This window comes from Kaistia sp. MMO-174 (assembly GCF_037147815.1).
In the GTDB taxonomy this organism is placed as follows: domain Bacteria; phylum Pseudomonadota; class Alphaproteobacteria; order Rhizobiales; family Kaistiaceae; genus Kaistia; species Kaistia nematophila.
The window spans coordinates 244592-262022 of record NZ_JBBCUO010000007.1 but is presented as its reverse complement, the minus strand read 5'-3'; the positions used below and the strand labels follow the sequence as shown (position 1 = coordinate 262022).

The window sequence follows — 17431 nt, the reverse complement described above, 5'->3', positions numbered from 1 at the left end:
CGCGAAGCGTCCCGACCTGCTAGGACGGGGCGAAACCGTCCCTTACGCACGAGCCCGCCGTGACCGAAACAAGCCGCCCCGCCGATCAGTTCCTGACGATCCGCGATTTCCTCCGCTACGCGATCAGCCGCTTCAACCAGGCCGGCCTTGCCTTCGGTCATGGCGCCTCGACCGCGTTCGACGATGCCGCCTATCTGGTGCTGGAAGGCCTGAAGCTGCCGATCGACACGCTGGAGCCGTTCCTCGATGCGCGCCTTCTGCCGGAGGAGCGCCAGCGTCTCGCCGACCTGATCGAGGCGCGGGTGACGACCCGCAAGCCGACGCCCTATCTGCTCAACCGCGCTTATATCCAGGGCGTGCCCTTCTATGTCGACGAGCGCGTGATCGTGCCGCGCTCCTTCATCGGCGAACTCCTGCATTCCGAATTCTTCGGCGGCGACGAGTTCACGCTGATCGAGGACATGTCGTCGGTCGAGACCGTGCTCGATCTCTGCACCGGCTCGGCCTCGCTCGCGATCCTCGCCGCCGGCGTGTTCGAGAATGCCGAGATCGACGCCGTCGACCTGTCGCCGGATGCGCTCGAGGTCGCGAAGATCAACGTCGCCGAGCACAATCTCGGCAATCGCATCGAGCTCTATGAAGGCGACTTGTTCGCCCCGCTCGGCGACAAGCGCTACGACCTGATCCTGACCAACCCGCCCTATGTCGACGAGATCGCCATGGAAGAGTTGCCGGAGGAATACCGGCACGAGCCGGAGATGGCGCTCGCGTCCGGTCTCGATGGCCTCGATATCGTCCGGCGAATTCTCGAGGCGGTGCCGGCGCATCTCAATCCCGGCGGTGGCCTGCTCTGCGAGATCGGCGCCGGTCGCGAGATCCTCGAAGCCGAATACCCGCATCTCGATTTCTTCTGGCTCGATACCGAGGAGAGCGAGGGCGAGGTGTTCTGGCTGTCGGCCGAGAGCCTCGGCGTCGCCGACGCGGAGCCCGGTGACCAGGACCTGGCCGATCTCGCCAATCTCGGCGACGAGCCGGAAGAAGACTGATCCGGCAGCCCTCGGGCGTTTGAAATGAAGAAGCCCCCGGCCGCGCCGCGGCAGGGGGCTTCTTTTTTGGCGGGATCGATCAACCGCGCCGTTTCACCTCTCCCAGGGGGAGAGGTCGGAGCGAAGCTCCGGGTGAGGGGCTGCGATCGCGCGGGGAGGGCTCAACCCCTCACCCGCCGGCCTGCGGCCGTCGACCTCTCCCCTTGGGAGAGGTGACCTTCGCACGCCGCCTATGCGCCGATCTCCAGCATTCGCGGCTCGCGGGCCTTTCTCGGCTTGCGCGAGCGCAGCGCCACCAGCGTGACCAGCGCGGCGGTGAAGGTGATCGCCGCGCAGATCAGCATCGTGTTGCGGAACGCCGCGCCATAGGCCGCCATCGCGGTGTCGTGGCCGATCGAGGGCGCGAGCGCCTTTGCCTGGTCGAGGCTGCCGCCCGCCAGCGCGCTGGCGACATGGGGGGCGACGTCGCCCGGCAGTTCGCCGAGCCCACCAAAGACGAAGGCGGCCATCAGCGCGCCGACGACGGCGACCGCGACGGTTTCGCCCGCCACCCGCATGGTGCCGAAGATGCCGGTCGCCATGCCGGCGCGCTCGGTCGGCACGACGCTGATGGCGAGGTCGTCCATCAGGCCCCAGGGCAGGGCGGCGCCGACGCCGATCATGGCGAGCGGCAGGATGAAGGCCGTCGGCGCGCCGCCGACCGGCACGAAGGCGAGCAGCAGCACGCCGGCGCCGGCGACCAGCAGGCCGAGGCCGGCGAGGATGCCGGACGGGATCCAGCGGGCGAGATTGGCGGCGACGAACGGGATCGTCGCGATCGGCAGGCTGAGCGGCAGCAGCATCACGCCGACTTCCAACTCGCTCATGCCTTCGATGCGGATGAAGCGGGCCGGCAGAAGGATGAACGGCACAATGAAGGAATAGGCGACCGCGACCGGCAGCGCCTGCACCGAGACGAAGCGGGCATAGCGGAACAGCGACAGGTCGAGCATCGGCCGCGTCTGCAGATTCTCGATGGCGATGAAGGCGACGAGCAGGACGGCAGCGCCGGTCAAAAGTGTCACTACCAGCGTGTCGTCCCAGCCGCGTTCCGGCCCGAGGATGATGCCGAAGGTGAGCGCGACGAGCATGGCGGTGAAGCTGCCGGCGCCCCAGCGATCGATGCCGATGGCGCCGGGATCGCGGGTTTCGCGCATTCTCGGCACGCCGACGACGAGGATGACCAGCCCCGCCAGCGCGGTGGCGACGAACAGCGCCCGCCAGCCGGACGAGCCGATCAGCGCGCCGGTGACCAGCGGTCCGAAGGCGAGGCCGATGCCGAAGCCGGTGCCGAGCAGGCCGAGCGCACGGGTGCGGTCGGCGCCCTCATATTCCTGCGCCACGGCGGCGAATCCGGCCGAGATCGACAGCGCCGCCGCGATCCCCTGCAGCGCGCGCAGGAAATCGAGGATCAGCACGTTCGGCGACAGCGCCACGGCGAGCGAGGTGAGCGTGAAGCTGATGGCGCCGATGCGGAACATGCGCTTGCGGCCGAACTGGTCGGCCAGCGCGCCGCCGAGCATGATCGTGCTGCCGAAGGCGAGCATGAAGCCGTTGACGATCCAGGTCAGCAAGGCAAGGTCGCCGCCGAGATCGCGTCCGATCGCGGGGGTGGCGACCGCTGGACCGGTGAAGGAGAGCGGCATGGTGACCGCGACGAGGAAAACGGCGGCGAGCACGAGGTGCCGGCCCGGAGCCGCCTGGTGAGAAGCGTCGGTCATGGTGGTCTCGATCTGTTGGGCGGGGCCGGCGCGGGGCGCGGCCCATGGAGACGCTGAAGCCCGCGACGGGAGAGGCGTCGCGGGCTCAGGGTCATCACCGACACACGTATTTATGTGTCGGTCGATACAGAAATCATAATGGCTTGATTCCGGGCGTCAAGCGCTTTATTTGTTGATCGTTACAAAAAGAAAAGGGCTGCACGCAAGCCATGAATGCACGCGGACGTCCCCGTAGCTTCGATCGCTCCGTCGCCCTCGAACGGGCCATGGACGTGTTCTGGGCTCGCGGCTATGCCGGCACCTCGATCTCGGAGCTGACCGAGGCGATGGGCATCAATTCGCCGTCGCTCTATGCCGCCTTCGGCTCCAAGGAAGAGCTGTTTCGCGAGGCGGTGGCGCTCTATGTCGCGACCGACGACGCCTGCACCATGCAGATGCTCGAGGGCGACCTGACGACGCGCGATTCGATCGCGGCGATGCTGGCGGCGAGCGCCCGCTCCTGCGCCCGGCCCGACAAGCCGACCGGCTGCTTCGTCATGCTGGGCGCCACCAATGGCGGCCCCGACACCGACGCGGCGCAGCAGTTCCTCTGCGACCAGCGCAAGGACATGGCGCGGCGGATCCGGGCGCGGCTGCAGCGCGGCGTCGCCGATGGCGAATTGCCGCCCGGCCTCGATCTCGACCGCATCGCCGCCTATTTCGGCACCATCATCAAGGGCATGTCGATCGAGGCGCGCGACGGCGCCGATGGCGAGACGCTGCTCTCGGTGGCGCATAGCGCCATGCGCGGCTGGGACGCGCTGACCTCGACGCAGGGTTGATGGCCGGCGGCTATTGGCTCGGCTGGCCGACGTCGAACCGGTTGCCGTCGGGATCGGCGAAGACGAAGGCGCGCAGGCCGTAGTTCTGGTCGCGCAATCCCTTGATGATGCGCACGCCATGCGCCTGGCAGCGCGCATGCAGCGCGTCGACGTCGTCGACCATCAGATGCGCGACATTGTGGAGACCGGGCTTGTGGTCACGCCGCAGGTTCAGATGCAACTCGGCCCCGTCGCGCTTCAGGATCATGAAGCCGACGGGATCGCCGTTCTCGAAGGTCTTCGTGAAGCCGAGAATGTCGCGATAGAAGGCGTGCGCCCGCTCGATGTCGCGCACGGTGATGCCGGGCGCCATGCGGCCGAAGCGGACGCCATGATCGGTCGGGGCAGGGGAGGAAGGATCGGTCATCGTTTCATCTCGATTGCGCAGCTACGCTTGCGGTCCGGACGGTGCCGGGTCGCCGCGAGGCCTGCGGAGGAATTTCGATGAGACGGTGCTCGGCGCGAAACCTAGCCGAAGCCCCGGGAATTGGGAACCTGTCATCGCGCCGAATTCGCCCGGCCGGCCGTCCGGCGGTCCGTTGCCCCTTGTCCTGCGCAGGGCGGCGGCTCATTTGAAGCATTCCTGATTTCTGTGAAATTGTGATATGAGGCCGGCAACAATGATGGATGGCCTTGATGCGCGCGTTTCGCGCCCGGCCTCTCACCCGGATACCGACATGACCGCACCGCTCGCCGTGGCCACCACCGCCCCGCTCAAGACTCCGCTCTCACTGACGGAGACGCCCTCGCTCGTCGGCCTGTCACGCCCCGAGATCGGCGAAAGGCTCGCCGGCATCGGCATCGAGCCGAAGCAGATCCGCATGCGCACGGCGCAGATCTGGAACTGGATCTACGCGCGCGGCGTCACCGACTTCAACGACATGCTCAACGTGTCGAAGGACCTGCGCGCCACGCTCGCGGCCAATTTCACGCTGAAGCGGCCCGAGATCGTCACCGAGCAGATCTCGCAGGACGGCACGCGCAAGTGGCTGCTGCGCTTCCCGGCGCGCGGCGCCGGCCGGCCGGTCGAGATCGAGACCGTCTACATCCCCGAGATCGGCCGCGGCACGCTCTGCGTCTCCTCGCAGGTCGGCTGCACGCTCACCTGCTCGTTCTGCCACACCGGCACGCAGAAGATGGTGCGCAACCTGACGGCGGAAGAGATCGTCGGCCAGATCCTCGTCGCGCGCGACCGCCTCGGTGATTTCCCGGACAAGACGACGCCGGTCGGCGCCGCCGTCCCGTCCGAGGGCCGCCTCGTCTCCAACATCGTCATGATGGGCATGGGCGAGCCGCTCTACAATTTCGACAACGTCAAGCAGGCGCTGCTGATCGCCTCCGACGGCGAGGGGCTGTCGCTGTCGAAGCGCCGCATCACGCTGTCGACCTCCGGCGTGGTGCCGATGATCCCGCGCACCGGCGAGGAGATCGGCTCGATGCTGGCGATCTCGCTGCACGCCGTGCGGGACGACCTGCGCGACATGCTGGTGCCGCTCAACAAGAAATATCCGATCGCCGAACTGCTCGACGCCTGCCGCAACTATCCCGGCCTCTCCAACGCCCGCCGCATCACCTTCGAATATGTGATGCTGAAGGACGTCAACGACACGGCGGCCGATGCGCGCGAACTGGTCCGCCTGCTTCGCGGCATCCCGGCCAAGATCAACCTGATCCCGTTCAATCCGTGGCCGGGCGTCAACTACCAGTGCTCCGACTGGGAGACGATCGAGGCCTTCTCCGACATCGTCAACCGCGCGGGCTATGCCTCGCCGATCCGCACGCCGCGCGGCCGCGACATCCTCGCCGCCTGCGGCCAGCTGAAGAGCGAGAGCGAGTGCATGCGCGTCCGCGAGCGCCTGGCGCTCGAGGCGATGGTCACCAACGACGAAGACTGATGCTGACCTTTCTCCGCATCCTGTTCGTCATCCCGCTCGGGCTGATCGCGGCGATCATCGCGGCCATCGTCGTCTATCTCGGCTCGTTCGGCTTCTTCGAGACGGACAGCTGGGTCGGTCCCGGCGGCGACATCACGGCGATCATCGAGCCGGTGATCGTCGTTGTTGCCGGCATCACCCGCTTCGCGGTTCTGCCATTCCTGGTCGGCATCGTCATCGCCGAGATCTTCGCGCTGCGCTCGGTGATCCTGTGGTCGCTGTTCGGCGGCGCGATCGGGCTCGGGATCTTCCTTTCGGCGAACAGCACCGAATTTGCCGTCCTGCCGCCGCTGGCCGCCGGACTGGTCGCCGGCTTCGCCTATTGGGTCGTCGCCGGCCACGGTTCGGGAACGATCGTCCGTGCCGCCCCGGAGCGTGCGGTCTCCGGCCCGCCGGCTCCGCCTACTTCCCCTGAGCCAGAATAAGACGAACGGCGAAGGCGCCCATCACGCTGGCGAACAGCCAGTCGACGGCGCGGGTCGCGCGCGGCGAGCGCTTCAGGAACGAGGCGAGCGAGCCGGCCGACCAGATCATCGCGATGCTGATCGGTGTGGCGACGACAACGAACATCAGCCCGAGGAACAGCAGCTTGCCCGCCGCATGCGGGTCGGTCGGCGTCACGAATTGCGGCAGGAAGGTCACGAAGAAGACGATGATCTTCGGGTTGAGCAGATTGACCATCAGGCCCTTCAGATAGACCTTGCCGATCGGATCGCTGGAACCCTTGCCGCCGACCGAAAGCGCCGAGCCGTGCCGGATCGCCTGGAAGGCGAGATAGACGAGATAGCCGGCGCCGACCACCTTGAGGATGGTGAAGGCCGTGGTCGAGGCGGCGAGCAGCGCCGAGAGGCCGACCGCGACCAGCACCGTGTGCACCACCAGCCCGGTCGAGGCACCGGCGAAGGCGGCGACGCCCGCCATTCGCGATTGCCCGATCGCCTTGCCGAGAAACAGCGTCATGTCCGGCCCCGGCGTCAGAGTGAGCGCGATGACAGCGGCCAGATAGGCGAGGAAGACCGATAGCGAAGGCAGGAAGGTGAGCATGCGTGCGGCTCCGTTGAAGCGAGAGCTATAACACGGCATGTGGTTCGACCAATATCCCGTCCTTGTTTCGGCTGCCACGATCGGCGGCTTGCTTCTCTGCCTCGCGATCTACCCCACCGTCACGAAGCAGATCGCGGTCGGCGTACCGACGGCGATGTCGCGGTCGAGCCGGGTCAGCGAGCCATCGGCCGGATCGACGGCGAACAGGGTAACGACGTCGCTGTCCTGGTTGGCGACGGCGAGGACGCGCCCGTCCGGCGAGAAGGCGAAATGGCGGGGCGTCTTGCCGCCCGAGGGCACCGCCTCGCGCCGCCGGGCGATGCCGTCCTCGCCGATCGCGAAGATCGACAGGCTGTCGTCACCGCGATTGGCGACATAGAGGAAGCGCCCGTCCGGTCCAAGCTTGATCTCCGAGCAGTGATTGCCGGTCGTGTCGTCGAGCGTCGGCGCGACATCGAGCACGGTGAAGCCGCCGCTTTCCGCGTCGAAGGAAAGCGAGGCGACGGTCGAGGCGAGCTCATTGACGACATAGGCGAAGGCCTTTGCCGGATGAAAGGCGAAATGGCGCGGGCCGGAGCCGGGCGGCAGCTCCGTCTCGCCGACCTTGGTGATCGCGCCGGTTTCGGCGTCGAAGCGGTAGCTGACCAGCCGGTCGATGCCGAGATCGCTGACGACGATGTGGCGGTTGTCCGGCGTCGCCTGGACGCAATGCGCATGCGAGCGGTCCTGCCGGCCTGCATCGGGGCCGTGGCCCGGATGCGCCGCCGAGGCGGTGGCCGGATCGAGGTCGCCATCGGCGCGGCGCGGGAAGACGACCACCGACTGGTTCGGTCGCTCGCTCTCGGGCATGCCCATGTAGTTTGCGACGAGCACGAAGCGCGCGGCCCGGTCGAGGCTCGAATGCGCGGTGATGCTGCCGAGAGTCGACTGGCGGTTCAGATAGGTCAGCGAACCGGTCTCCGGGTCGATCCGGTAGGCGCTGACGAGGCCCTCGTTCCACTCCGGCACTTCGCTCGTCGCATAGAGCGTGCCGCCATCGGGCGCGGCCGTCAGGAAGGTCGGGTTCTCGATCCCGCCCTGCACGCCGAGCGGCGTCGTCGTCGCCCCGTCGAAGCCGAAGATCGCGATGCCGCGACCATGGGCCGAGGCGAAATAGGGCGTCGGCCGGTTGCAGCCGCCGACATAGAGCAGGGTCTTGCTGGTCATCGCGATGGTTCCCCCGGTATGGCGCGACGGCTTGATGCGCCGGCCGCTTCGTTGGCGGCCACGATAGCCAAGTCGGGCCACCGTCGTCACCGTTCTTTTGGCGGGCAGCGCCGGGCGGCGCCGGCCTTGGCCGCGGCGGCGCCGGGTCCGCTTTTGCCTCTTGTTCTTGGGCGGGGCTCTGGCAAACTGATTGCCGTAGCGGGAGGGGCGGCATGGTCATGGCCTGGCGATATGCGGCGGTCACTGCCGCCTTCTGTTTGAGCTGTGGCTCGGCGCCTGCGGAACCGGTCGACCGCGACAAGGTGATGGCGGCGCTGCCCAGGCTCGACGCCATGGCGCAGCAACTGGTTGCCGATCGCAGCGTTCCGGGCCTTGCCATCGCGGTGGTGCATAACGACCAGGTGGTCTTCCTGAAAGGTTTCGGCCTGCGCGAGATGGGCAAGGTCGGCGCCGTCGACCCGGACACCGTGTTCCAGATCGCCTCGCTCTCCAAGCCGGTCTCGGCCACGGTCGTCGCGGCCCTGGTCAGCGCCGGCGTCGTCGACTGGGAATCAAGGATCGCGGATCTCGATCCCGCCTTCCGCCTGCACGACCCCTATCCGAGCGCCGAGGTGACGGTGCGCGACCTCTTCGCCCATCGCAGCGGCCTGCCGGGCAGCGCCGGCAACGACCTGGAGGCGATCGGTTTCGACCGCGAGACCGTGATGCACCGGCTTCGTCTCGTGCCGCCATCGTCGAGCTTTCGCGCCGGCTATTCCTACAGCAACGCCGGCCTGACCGCGGGCGCGCTCGCGGCGGCCCGTCCGACGGGGCAGGCCTGGGAAGACGTCGCCGAGACGCGGCTGTTCAAGCCGCTCGGCATGGCGTCGACCAGCGCGCGCGCGGTCGATTTCATCTCCCGCGCCGATCGCGCGGCGCTGCATGTCGATGTCGGCAGTGGCTGGGAAGCGAGGGTGCAGCGCAACGCCGACGTCCAGGCGCCGGCCGGCGGCGTCAGCTCCAGCGCGCGCGACCTTGCGCAATGGATGCGCCTGGAGCTGGCAAAGGGCCAGATCGGCGGCAAGAGGCTGATCAGCGCCGAGGCGCTCGCCGCGACGCACGAGCCCTTGATGGCGCGGGGCACGAACCCGGTCACCGGCGACGCTTCGTTCTATGGCCTCGGCTGGAATATCGAATTCGGCCGGCACGGCCTGAGCTGGGGTCATGCCGGTGCCTTCAGCGCCGGCGCCCGCACGCTGGTCCAGCTTTATCCGGAATCGTCGATCGGCATCGTCGTCCTCGCCAACGCCTTTCCAAGCGGCGCGCCGGAAGGGTTGGCCGACAGCTATTTCGACTGGGTGTTCGAGGGGCGCCAGCGGCAGGACTGGCTGGCCGCGTGGGACGGAATGTACGGCGCCCTGTTCGGTCCGGCGGGCACCATGGCTAAGGCCACCTATGCCCCGAAGCCGGCGCCGAGCCCGGCCTTGCCGCTCGCCGCCTATGCCGGGCGCTATCGCAACGACTATGTCGGTGATGTCGTGATCAGCGACAAGTACGCGGCTCTGACGCTGGAGCTCGGGCCGAAGGGCGAGCAGTCCTATAGGCTGACGCACTTCGACCGCGACTGCTTCCTCGTTTATCCGACGGCGGAAATGCCGGACACGCCCAGCCCCGTCCGCTTCGCGATCGGTCCCGACGGAAGGGCCGAGTCGGTGATGATCGAGTTCCTCGACGACAACCATCTCGGCACGCTCGCGCGCGTCGCCGACTAGCCCGCCGATGCCGCCTTGCCGGCGGAGTTCTGCCGGCGGGGCCTGCCGGATGATCGCGCCGGCAAGGCGCGAAGGCGCCGCGCGAAAGACCCGGCTTTCCGGTCCGTGTTTGCGCAGCCGGCGCAATTTTGCCATCTCCCCTCGCTTAGCTCCGGCCGTCGCCGGGGTCATAAGGCGGCGCACCGCGGGGGCGGGGCCAGGGAATGTCGAAAGATCGTATCGAAATGGCGGGAACGCTGGCTATTGCCGTTTCAAAGCCGTCCGATCCATGGTTTAGATCGATTGTCAGGCATCCTTTGGGCTGCCGCCGATTGAAGGCTGGTGGACGGCCGGGAGGACAGCTTTGATGGCTCCATTTGGGCTGCGTCTTACGACGCCGGCGCAATATGCGCTGACGCTCCTGTTCGTGCTGCCGTGCTTCGCGCTGCGCCTGCAATGGCCCTGGCACAGCTTCTCCTATTTCCTGTTCGCGCCGGGCGTGCTTCTGGGCGCCGCCCTGTTTGGTCGCGGGCCGGCCGTCCTCGCCACGGTGCTGACGGCGGTGTTCGCCGTCTTCTTCTGGATCGAGCCGATCTACACCTTCCGGCTCTCCTCGGCGCAGGTGCCGCCGCTGGTGCTCTATGCGCTGGTCTGCGCCAGCGTCGTCGGCCTGAGCGAATGGTCGCGCGCCGCGCTCAGCCGCGATCGCCGCGCCCTCTTGGCGGAAAGCCGCGCGCTGGCCAGCGCCCGCCTCGACGGCATCGATTTCTGGCGCGGCCTCGTGCTCTGCACCATCCTGATCAACCACGTCCCGGGCAACATCTTCGAGGCGATCACGCACCGGAACATCGGCGTCTCGGATTCGGCCGAGGCGTTCGTCTTCCTCTCCGGCGTCTCGCTGGCGCTCGCCTATGGCCACCGCTTCCGCCCCGGCCAGCGCGTTGGCGTGATGGTCGCCATGCTGCGCCGGGTGCTGAAGCTCTATGGCGTGCATGTCGCGCTTTCCTTCGCCGCGATCGCCATCTTCTCGGCCGGCGCGCTCTACTGGCGCCAGCCCGAGCTGCTGATGTCGCATGGCCGCTCGCTCTATGTGAAGGACGCCTGGACCTGCCTGATCGGCATCGTCTCGCTCGGCCACCAGCTCGGCTATTTCAACATCCTGCCGCTCTACATGGCGCTGATCGCCGCGGTCCCGGTCCTGCTCTGGCTGGCGCGGATCGACGTTTCGCTGATGCTGGTCGTCTCGGCGCTCCTCTATGCCCTCACCCGCTACACCGGCTGGAACATGCCCAACTGGCCCGCCGACGGCGGCTGGTTCCTGAACCCGTTCGCCTGGCAGTTCGTCATGGCCATAGGCCTCGCCGCCGGGCTGGCGCTGAAGGAGCGCGGCGAAATCCCGGTCACGCGGCCGATGCTGGCGCTCGCGGCCGTCGTCGTCGCGATCGGCTTCCTGATGTCGCCCTATGGGCCGGAGGCGACCCGCAACTGGATCGCCGCGAACGGCCATCTCGACACCGACAAGTCGATGCTCGGCCTGACCCGGCTCAGCCATTTCCTGGCGCTGGCCTACCTTGTTTATGCGCTGCGACTGAGCGCGTTCTGCCGCCGCCTGCCGGTGTTCGCGCCGCTGGCGACGATCGGCCGGCACGGTCTTCTGATTTTCGCGCTGCTCTCGGTGCTCTCGGCGCTCGGCCAGGTCCTGGTCAGCACGGTGCGTACCAGCGCCTGGTTCGACATCGGCTTCCTCGGCGGCGGATTGCTGCTGCTCTGGTTCGTCGCCCATCTCGCCGACGCCGCCCGCCCGCCGCGCCGCGCCCGGCCGCTGGCGCAGCCGGCGATGGCGGGCTGAGCCGGCGCGGCCGCAGCGTAGACGCCCGGCCGCGGCATAGGCGCCGGCCGGCGGTCAGCGCCGCGGCTGGCAGGGGTTCGGTTGGGCAGGTCCACCGCCCCTCCGAGGCTCGCCCGCCGTCACCGCGCCACCCGGCGGGTTCGCCGGAGCCGTGCCGCTCCGGCGCGGAAGGAAGGCGGATCGGCGCGCGGCGAACTCTTCGGTGAAAGGCGGGCTTTCGCCATTGCTGCCCGGCGGTCCTTCGTTTAAGAAGACCGGCACGCGGCCTTGGCCGCCTCCGGCATGCACCCGTAGCTCAGCTGGATAGAGCGCTGCCCTCCGAAGGCAGAGGCCAGGGGTTCGAATCCCTTCGGGTGCGCCAATTTTTTCAAGGGCTTAGATGTCTTGGCCGCGTTTCGTACGAAAGTCGTACGGAAATCGCAGGTAGTTGCTTGTCCTGTGGCCTGCCCGCTGGTGTCTGTCGGATTCCGGCGCAAATGACGGGCTGGCACGGCATAGCATGGCTGCCTCCGAGGCTCGAGCATGGTGTCAGCTAGTGAGCTGCGGCCAGACTTCAGCTAGGCTTCCGATAGGGGAGGCTGGCATGCAGGAAGTATCCGAACACCGATTCGAATTCACACTCAGCGACTTGCCGCGGGCTGAATTCGTAAAACTGTCCGACGCGCTAAACTTGGCGCTATATGGCGGCGTGCTCTCGATCCGCTACGAGGGCTCCATTCCGTCCTCTGCCATCGAGGACGGGATGCTTTCCATTGCGCAAGGCACATGGCTCCTAGACACGGAGCATGGACGGGTTCTCGGGCCGCGATGCGTCAACGTCGCTAGGCCTGGCGCGATTCTGTTCGATATCGAGGACAACTCGGAGCCTGATCCTACCAGGAGCGCCGAACTCGAACAAAAGTACATTGCGCGCCTGGAACGTCACCGGAAGTGGCTGGCAGAGCAGCCGGTAGATAGGCAGGCGGATCTGGCGCTTGCGCCTTCCCCTCGCCGACACGATCCCGATGCCATCGCTCCGTTCTGGAGGGCTGAGATCGCCCGAAGACAGACGGGGTTCTACAGCAAGCTGAATATGGCAGCCCGATCCGGCGATGTGCGCTTCATGGGAATCCCCGTCGATGGACCGTGGACCTTGGAACCGAGCACATTCGGATCCCTGCCACAGGACATTCTGGCCGCCTATTTCATCATGGACCGGGATTTCGACGAGGACAGCTGCATCTCTGCCATCGGGCCAGAGGCCTCAGAGCCTGACTATGACGAGGCATCGGCAGAGGGCCGCTATGTGTCCTATCGCGACGTCGTCGTAGAGCGAGTCTCATTCCTGCGATTTTTGAAGGTCACCTATCCCTCCGTCCTGAACGCAGCCAGTGCCCAGGATCAGCTCAAGACCAAAGAAGCGATCCGGGTTCTCGCTCGGGCACTGCGCCAAGATCCGGGCATGTCGAAAGCGGCCGCGGCTGAGCTTGTCGGCTGGCCGGTCCGCAGTCGGCGCTTCGAGACCGAGATCTGGCCAGAGGCGCGTCACGCGGCTGACCTCCATCCGAGGGGCCAGGCTGGGCGCAAAGGGAAATCAACGCAGGCCTAATCGACGCACCATTTTAATCGACGCGGCTATTTCCAGTCGCTGTCGTCGCCGATGTCTCGTTCGTTCAGACACATCCCTAAGTGTCGCAGCGAATGAGGCGATCCATGAGTGCGAACGGTTCTCGGCCTGTGGCCAACACGGTGGCGGACGTGCTGCGCCGTGTCGGCATCAGCCGCACAAAATTCTATCAGGAGATCAATGCCGGCAGGTTGAAGGCTCGCAAGATCGGCAGCAAGACGATCGTCCTGGAGACAGATCTCCAGGCCTATCTGGACGCGCTGCCGCCCTACGATGGTCGCGCGGAGTAAAGCCGTGCGCGCGCGGCTTCTCACCCGCCATTCCGTCTGCTCCTCGCCCTGCGTCCGCGGCGGGTTGACGACCGATGGCGCCGGCATGTCCTCCGGCGTGACAGGCATCGTAGGGGGAGCGCTCTCGTGAGTGGCTCGCCCCGCATGTCGATCTCGGCCCCTGAGGAGTTGGCCGCAGCCACGGCTCTGACCGCGGAAGAATACGGCGCCTGTATCCTGCTTCGCCTGTACCAGTGGGAGTATGGGGCGCTCCCCACCGATGAGGATCGGCTGGCACGGATTGCCCATGTGGCCACCGATCGGTGGCCTGCCGTCTCGGCGGAGATCCGGTCGCGGTTTGGTCCGAACTGGCTTCACGAGGTTACTCAGCAGGCTCATGAGAAAGCTTCTGCCACCCGCGCGCTGCTGTCAAAGGCAGGCCGGAAGGGCGGGCGAACGCAGGGCAAGGCCAAGCCCAATGCAAGCCTGGCTTCTGCCCTGGCTACAAGGCAGGCTGTAGGCCTCGACACAAGCCAGGCTGTAAGCCTGGCTTCGGCCGGGCTTAAGCCTGATGCGTTGCCGCGCGATGGCGAGGCTTCCCGTTCGGCTCAGGCTGGCGACCAGATTCCCTATCCCGCCATTTCCGATCCGGACGCAGCGCGCGTCTGGCTGCTGGAGCGGAGTGTCTTTCCGGGTGATCTCGATGAACTTCAGTGTCTCCTCATGGCCGGCAAGCTCACGCCCGCGATCCTGGAGCCTCTTGCGCGATGACGAAGCAGCGCAGCAAGCGGGACGATACTTCGCCGATCGCGGATCTGTTCGGCCTGCCCGTTCTCAACAATCCGCCGGAAGTGAGCAGCGGATCTGCTCCTGCGGCGTCGGCGCCGGCGACAGCAAAGTCGGGGAAAGGAGCCCGAAAGCCCTTCAAGATTTTCCATCCGCGCAAGGCCAAGCAGGATAGGACCTATAACCGTGCCGACGTCATGGATCTCTATGGTGTCGGCCGGAATACGGTGACCAACTGGATGAAGGAGGGACTGGTCACAGTACCCGGTCATCCGGTCCTGTTCCGTGGCGAAGATTTGAACACGTTTCACGAGGCACGACGTGCTGGGGCGCGGAGGAACTGTTCTCCGGGCGAGTTCCTCTGCTTTCACTGCAAGAAGGTGTCCTCGCTGAAAGGGGCAGCGGCGGAGGTCCATTGGCACAGCGACCATACATGCACGCTCCGCTGGTTCTGCCCCCGCCCCACCTGCAGCAAGCCGAACGAGACCTTCCAGTCCCGCTCTCAGGTCCGGATTCTTGAAGAGCAGGGAGTCAACCTGACCTCCGTCGAAGACGACTACTCTCCTTCTCGCCGCCCCGGTGAGGTTGTGCAAATCACCCCCAAATCTGAGGTCATCCATGAACCCGTCGAATGAACGGCTGCGGCACGCCTATATCGAGCATCTGCGCGACGCCAAGAAGTACAGCGACAAGACCATCGACGCCGCCATGCGCCACCTGAGCGAGCTTGAACGGTTCCTGGATGGCAACGACTTTGAGCGCCTCACCAAGTCTGAGGCCAAGGCGTTCTCGGAGCGCGTCCATCAGCGCCCGTCCAAGGCTGGCGCCGAGACGCTTTCGGACTCGTCCATCGTCCATACGCTGTCCGATCTGAGGGCGTTCTATGGCTGGCTCACCACCATCAAGAACCGGAAGGTCGATCTCGAGGCTGTAGCCCGGCTTACGCCCTCCCGGAGGGTGCTGATGGGGCTCAGGACGCAGCCAGACAAGGCGCCGCCCACCCCAGATCACATCCGGCGGGTGCTCGCCGCCATGGACGATCAGACGGTGATAGAGCGGCGTGACAGGGCGCTGGTCGCGTTCATCTTTCTGACCGGCATGCGCGTGGGTGCCGTCATCTCGCTGCGGTGCAAGCATGTGAAGCTCGCGGATCGGCAGGTCATGCAAGACGCGCGAGAGGTGAACACCAAGTTCGGCAAGAATATGCTCACCAGCTGGTTCCCGGTTGGCGATGACATCGAGCATATCGTGGTCGCCTGGGTCAAGGAGCGCCTCGAGAGTGGTGCGAAGCCTGACGCCCCTTTGTTCCCGGCCAAGCCTCGCTATCGGCTGCCGGGGGATGAGACCCCGGAGAAGGACGCGTTCTGGAAAACCTCCGAGCCCGTGCGCGAGGTCTTTCAGGAAGCCTGCCAGGCCGCAGGCATCGACTACATCAATCCTCACTCTGTCCGCGACACGCTGATGCTGCTGGGTCTCGAGATGTGCGCGACCTGGGAGGAGCTCAAGGCGTGGAGCCAGAATCTTGGTCACGAGAAGCTGGACACCTCGATGGTCCACTACGGCAAGCTCGACACCAACCGGCAGACCGACCTCATGCAGAGCCTCGTGCGGACCGATCTGACGGTGCGCGCAGAGCAGGAAATGCTCATGTTGTTCCGGCGGGCGCCTCCGAAGACGCGGGACTCAGTGCTGCACCTTCTCTCGCGGGCGTAGCTCGCCACGACACGCCTTGCAGGGGCGAATAAAATGGAACCAGCGCCCTCGGGCGCTGGTGCTTATGGAGATCCGGGAGCCGTGGTGCTTTCGTGACCAGTCGGGGCGACACGGCTTCGCCTACCTGTCATTGCCTCAGGGTTCAACGGCGGCTTTGCGCCCGTTCCGGCCATCCAAGACGGAACTGCGAATCCGAGAAGCGGACATTACTTTCGGACCACGATGCGCCCCCGTCTGCGTGATACCAGGGCAACGATGAGGACCTGATGGAAGGCCGCGCAGCGACTTGCTGTTGAAGCGGTGCGGAAGGCTCTGGGCAAACCTTCCTCTGGGGCTCGCCCTCGGCGAGGGCTGGCAAGCTCGCCGCACCGCAATTCTTGGCTAAGCAATCTGCCGGTGCTGGATGCTAAAGGCGCCGGGCATCATGGCGCGCATCAGCGCCTCGACGAAGAAGTAATCGCCGAACATGACCGCCGACTGCACGCCGATCTGGTGCGGCATCGAATAGCAGGCCTTGGTCAGCAGGCCGCGATGGCCGGGTTCCCGGGCGAGATAGTCGCGGCAGAGGCCGGTCAGCAGCCGGTCGGCCTGGCCCTGCCACTTGGCGCGTTCGGCCTCGTCGCGGTGCAGGCGGGCGAGATCGATCATGCTGGCGGCCATGATCGCGCTAGCGGACGAATCCTTGGCTGCGTCGGGCGCCTTGTCGTGGAAATCCCATGGGGGCACGATCTCGTCGCCGAGCTGTTGCAACCACTTGTTGGCAATGACGCCGCTGCGCGCCAAATACTGGCTGTCGCCGGTGGCGCCTGCGGTCGCTGCCAAGCCGTAGACCGACCAGCCGGTGCCGCGTGACCAGGACGATTCATCGTGCTGGCCCTGATAGGTATAGCCGCGCCGCCTTTCGCCGCTCGCCGTGTCGTACTCGACCGCGTGATAGAGCGTTAGGTCGGGACGGGTGAAGGCGCGATCGGTCATGCGGGCATGCGCTTCGGCGGCCATCAGGAAACTTGCATCGCCGCTTTCGGTCGCTGCCCAGTAGAGGAGGGGGATGTTCGCCATCGTGTCGATCGCCGAACTCGCGCGACCGCGCGGATCGCTCATCGGGCCCCAGGACGAGATGTAGGCGCCCTGGCGGGTGACGACGAGGCGGTCGCGCAGGCGGGCAGCGGCGCGCAGGGCGACGTCGCGATACCGGCGCTCGCCGGTTATGCGGTAGAAGGGCATCGCCGAACTCAGGAAGATGAAGCCGATATCGTGCGTGTTACCGTCTTCGGCGCGCTGCTCGACCAGCAGCATGCGTTCGCGCGCCAGTGTCAGGAACCTCTCGTCGCGGGTATGCAGGTAGGACGCGAGCAGCAGGCCGACCCAGAAGCCGCAGAACCAGTTGCCATGGCTCCAGTTGGCGCCGGTATAGCCGGCCGAGACCGAGGCCGGCATCGTCTGCCAGGCGCCGTCCGGGGCCGTGACATAGGGAAACTCGACGCCGATGGCTCGCTCGTCCTCGATGAGCTTGGCGGCAAGCAGGTCGAGAGCTTCATGATATGGCGCAGGCGACATCGCGTTCATGGGTTTCCTCCGGGCGTGTGGGTGCGATGGCGCGGCAATCCGCGCCGTGTGTGCTTAGGCAC

The 17431-nt window shown here is 66.5% G+C and carries 16 protein-coding genes and 1 tRNA gene; 12 read left to right on the top strand and 5 right to left on the bottom strand.

The features are described 5' to 3' along the window. Positions 1-59: 59 nt before the first annotated feature. On the top strand, positions 60-1046 hold the full coding sequence (gene prmB / locus WFK98_RS24710) for a 50S ribosomal protein L3 N(5)-glutamine methyltransferase (RefSeq protein ID WP_336802146.1): 987 nt from the start codon (positions 60-62) through the stop codon (positions 1044-1046). Positions 1047-1276: 230 nt separating this feature from the next. Here the strand turns inward: prmB and WFK98_RS24705 are convergent, their stop codons facing one another. Continuing rightward, positions 1277-2806 (bottom strand): MFS transporter, encoded by a 1530-nt coding sequence (locus WFK98_RS24705; RefSeq protein WP_336802145.1) that lies wholly within the window; start codon positions 2804-2806, stop codon positions 1277-1279. Positions 2807-3072: 266 nt separating this feature from the next. Between WFK98_RS24705 and WFK98_RS24700 the strand changes: the two genes are divergently transcribed. Then, positions 3073-3627 (top strand): TetR/AcrR family transcriptional regulator, encoded by a 555-nt coding sequence (locus tag WFK98_RS24700; protein ID WP_266337113.1) that lies wholly within the window; start codon positions 3073-3075, stop codon positions 3625-3627. A gap of 10 nt (positions 3628-3637) precedes the next feature. On the opposite strand, the gene WFK98_RS24695 is transcribed toward WFK98_RS24700, so the two are convergent. Beyond that, entirely contained in the window at positions 3638-4033 is a 396-nt protein-coding gene (locus WFK98_RS24695; protein WP_336802144.1) for a VOC family protein, read from the bottom strand. A gap of 310 nt (positions 4034-4343) precedes the next feature. Here WFK98_RS24695 and rlmN point away from each other — a divergent pair, with 310 nt between their 5' ends. Further along, positions 4344-5561: a 23S rRNA (adenine(2503)-C(2))-methyltransferase RlmN gene (rlmN, locus tag WFK98_RS24690; RefSeq protein ID WP_336802143.1), complete on the top strand. Its 1218-nt coding sequence runs from the start codon at positions 4344-4346 to the stop codon at positions 5559-5561. After that, complete coding sequence (locus tag WFK98_RS24685; protein ID WP_336802142.1) at positions 5561-6025, top strand: hypothetical protein; 465 nt, start codon at positions 5561-5563, stop codon at positions 6023-6025. The genes rlmN and WFK98_RS24685 overlap by 1 nt, the downstream gene beginning before the upstream one ends. On the opposite strand, the gene WFK98_RS24680 is transcribed toward WFK98_RS24685, so the two are convergent. Beyond that, positions 6003-6644: a LysE family translocator gene (locus WFK98_RS24680; protein ID WP_266337117.1), complete on the bottom strand. Its 642-nt coding sequence runs from the start codon at positions 6642-6644 to the stop codon at positions 6003-6005. The two genes, WFK98_RS24685 and WFK98_RS24680, sit on opposite strands and share 23 nt — an antisense overlap. Before the next feature lie 108 nt (positions 6645-6752). Further along, positions 6753-7850 (bottom strand): lactonase family protein, encoded by a 1098-nt coding sequence (locus tag WFK98_RS24675; protein WP_336802141.1) that lies wholly within the window; start codon positions 7848-7850, stop codon positions 6753-6755. A gap of 218 nt (positions 7851-8068) precedes the next feature. Between WFK98_RS24675 and WFK98_RS24670 the strand changes: the two genes are divergently transcribed. The 8 genes from WFK98_RS24670 to WFK98_RS24635 all read left to right on the top strand — a co-directional run bounded on the left by WFK98_RS24670 (position 8069) and on the right by WFK98_RS24635 (position 15803). Continuing rightward, the gene (locus tag WFK98_RS24670; RefSeq protein ID WP_336802302.1) at positions 8069-9601 is read left to right on the top strand and encodes a serine hydrolase; all 1533 of its coding nucleotides are present in this window, start codon (positions 8069-8071) and stop codon (positions 9599-9601) included. 346 nt (positions 9602-9947) lie between these two features. Then, entirely contained in the window at positions 9948-11429 is a 1482-nt protein-coding gene (opgC, locus tag WFK98_RS24665) for an OpgC domain-containing protein (RefSeq protein ID WP_336802140.1), read from the top strand. A gap of 284 nt (positions 11430-11713) precedes the next feature. After that, positions 11714-11790, top strand: a tRNA-Arg gene (locus tag WFK98_RS24660). 222 nt (positions 11791-12012) lie between these two features. Beyond that, on the top strand, positions 12013-13017 hold the full coding sequence (locus tag WFK98_RS24655; protein WP_336802139.1) for a hypothetical protein: 1005 nt from the start codon (positions 12013-12015) through the stop codon (positions 13015-13017). 104 nt (positions 13018-13121) lie between these two features. Beyond that, on the top strand, positions 13122-13325 hold the full coding sequence (locus WFK98_RS24650; RefSeq protein WP_266337121.1) for a helix-turn-helix domain-containing protein: 204 nt from the start codon (positions 13122-13124) through the stop codon (positions 13323-13325). A gap of 144 nt (positions 13326-13469) precedes the next feature. Next, positions 13470-14075, top strand: coding sequence for a hypothetical protein (locus WFK98_RS24645; RefSeq protein ID WP_266337122.1), 606 nt, complete (start codon positions 13470-13472; stop codon positions 14073-14075). Next, positions 14072-14725 (top strand): helix-turn-helix transcriptional regulator, encoded by a 654-nt coding sequence (locus tag WFK98_RS24640; RefSeq protein ID WP_266337123.1) that lies wholly within the window; start codon positions 14072-14074, stop codon positions 14723-14725. The genes WFK98_RS24645 and WFK98_RS24640 overlap by 4 nt, the downstream gene beginning before the upstream one ends. Then, on the top strand, positions 14709-15803 hold the full coding sequence (locus tag WFK98_RS24635; protein ID WP_266337124.1) for a tyrosine-type recombinase/integrase: 1095 nt from the start codon (positions 14709-14711) through the stop codon (positions 15801-15803). The genes WFK98_RS24640 and WFK98_RS24635 overlap by 17 nt, the downstream gene beginning before the upstream one ends. 381 nt (positions 15804-16184) lie before the next feature. Here the strand turns inward: WFK98_RS24635 and WFK98_RS24630 are convergent, their stop codons facing one another. Next, positions 16185-17369, bottom strand: a complete 1185-nt coding sequence (locus WFK98_RS24630; RefSeq protein WP_336802138.1) for a glycoside hydrolase family 88 protein — start codon at positions 17367-17369, stop codon at positions 16185-16187. Between the last annotated feature and the right edge of the window lie 62 nt (positions 17370-17431).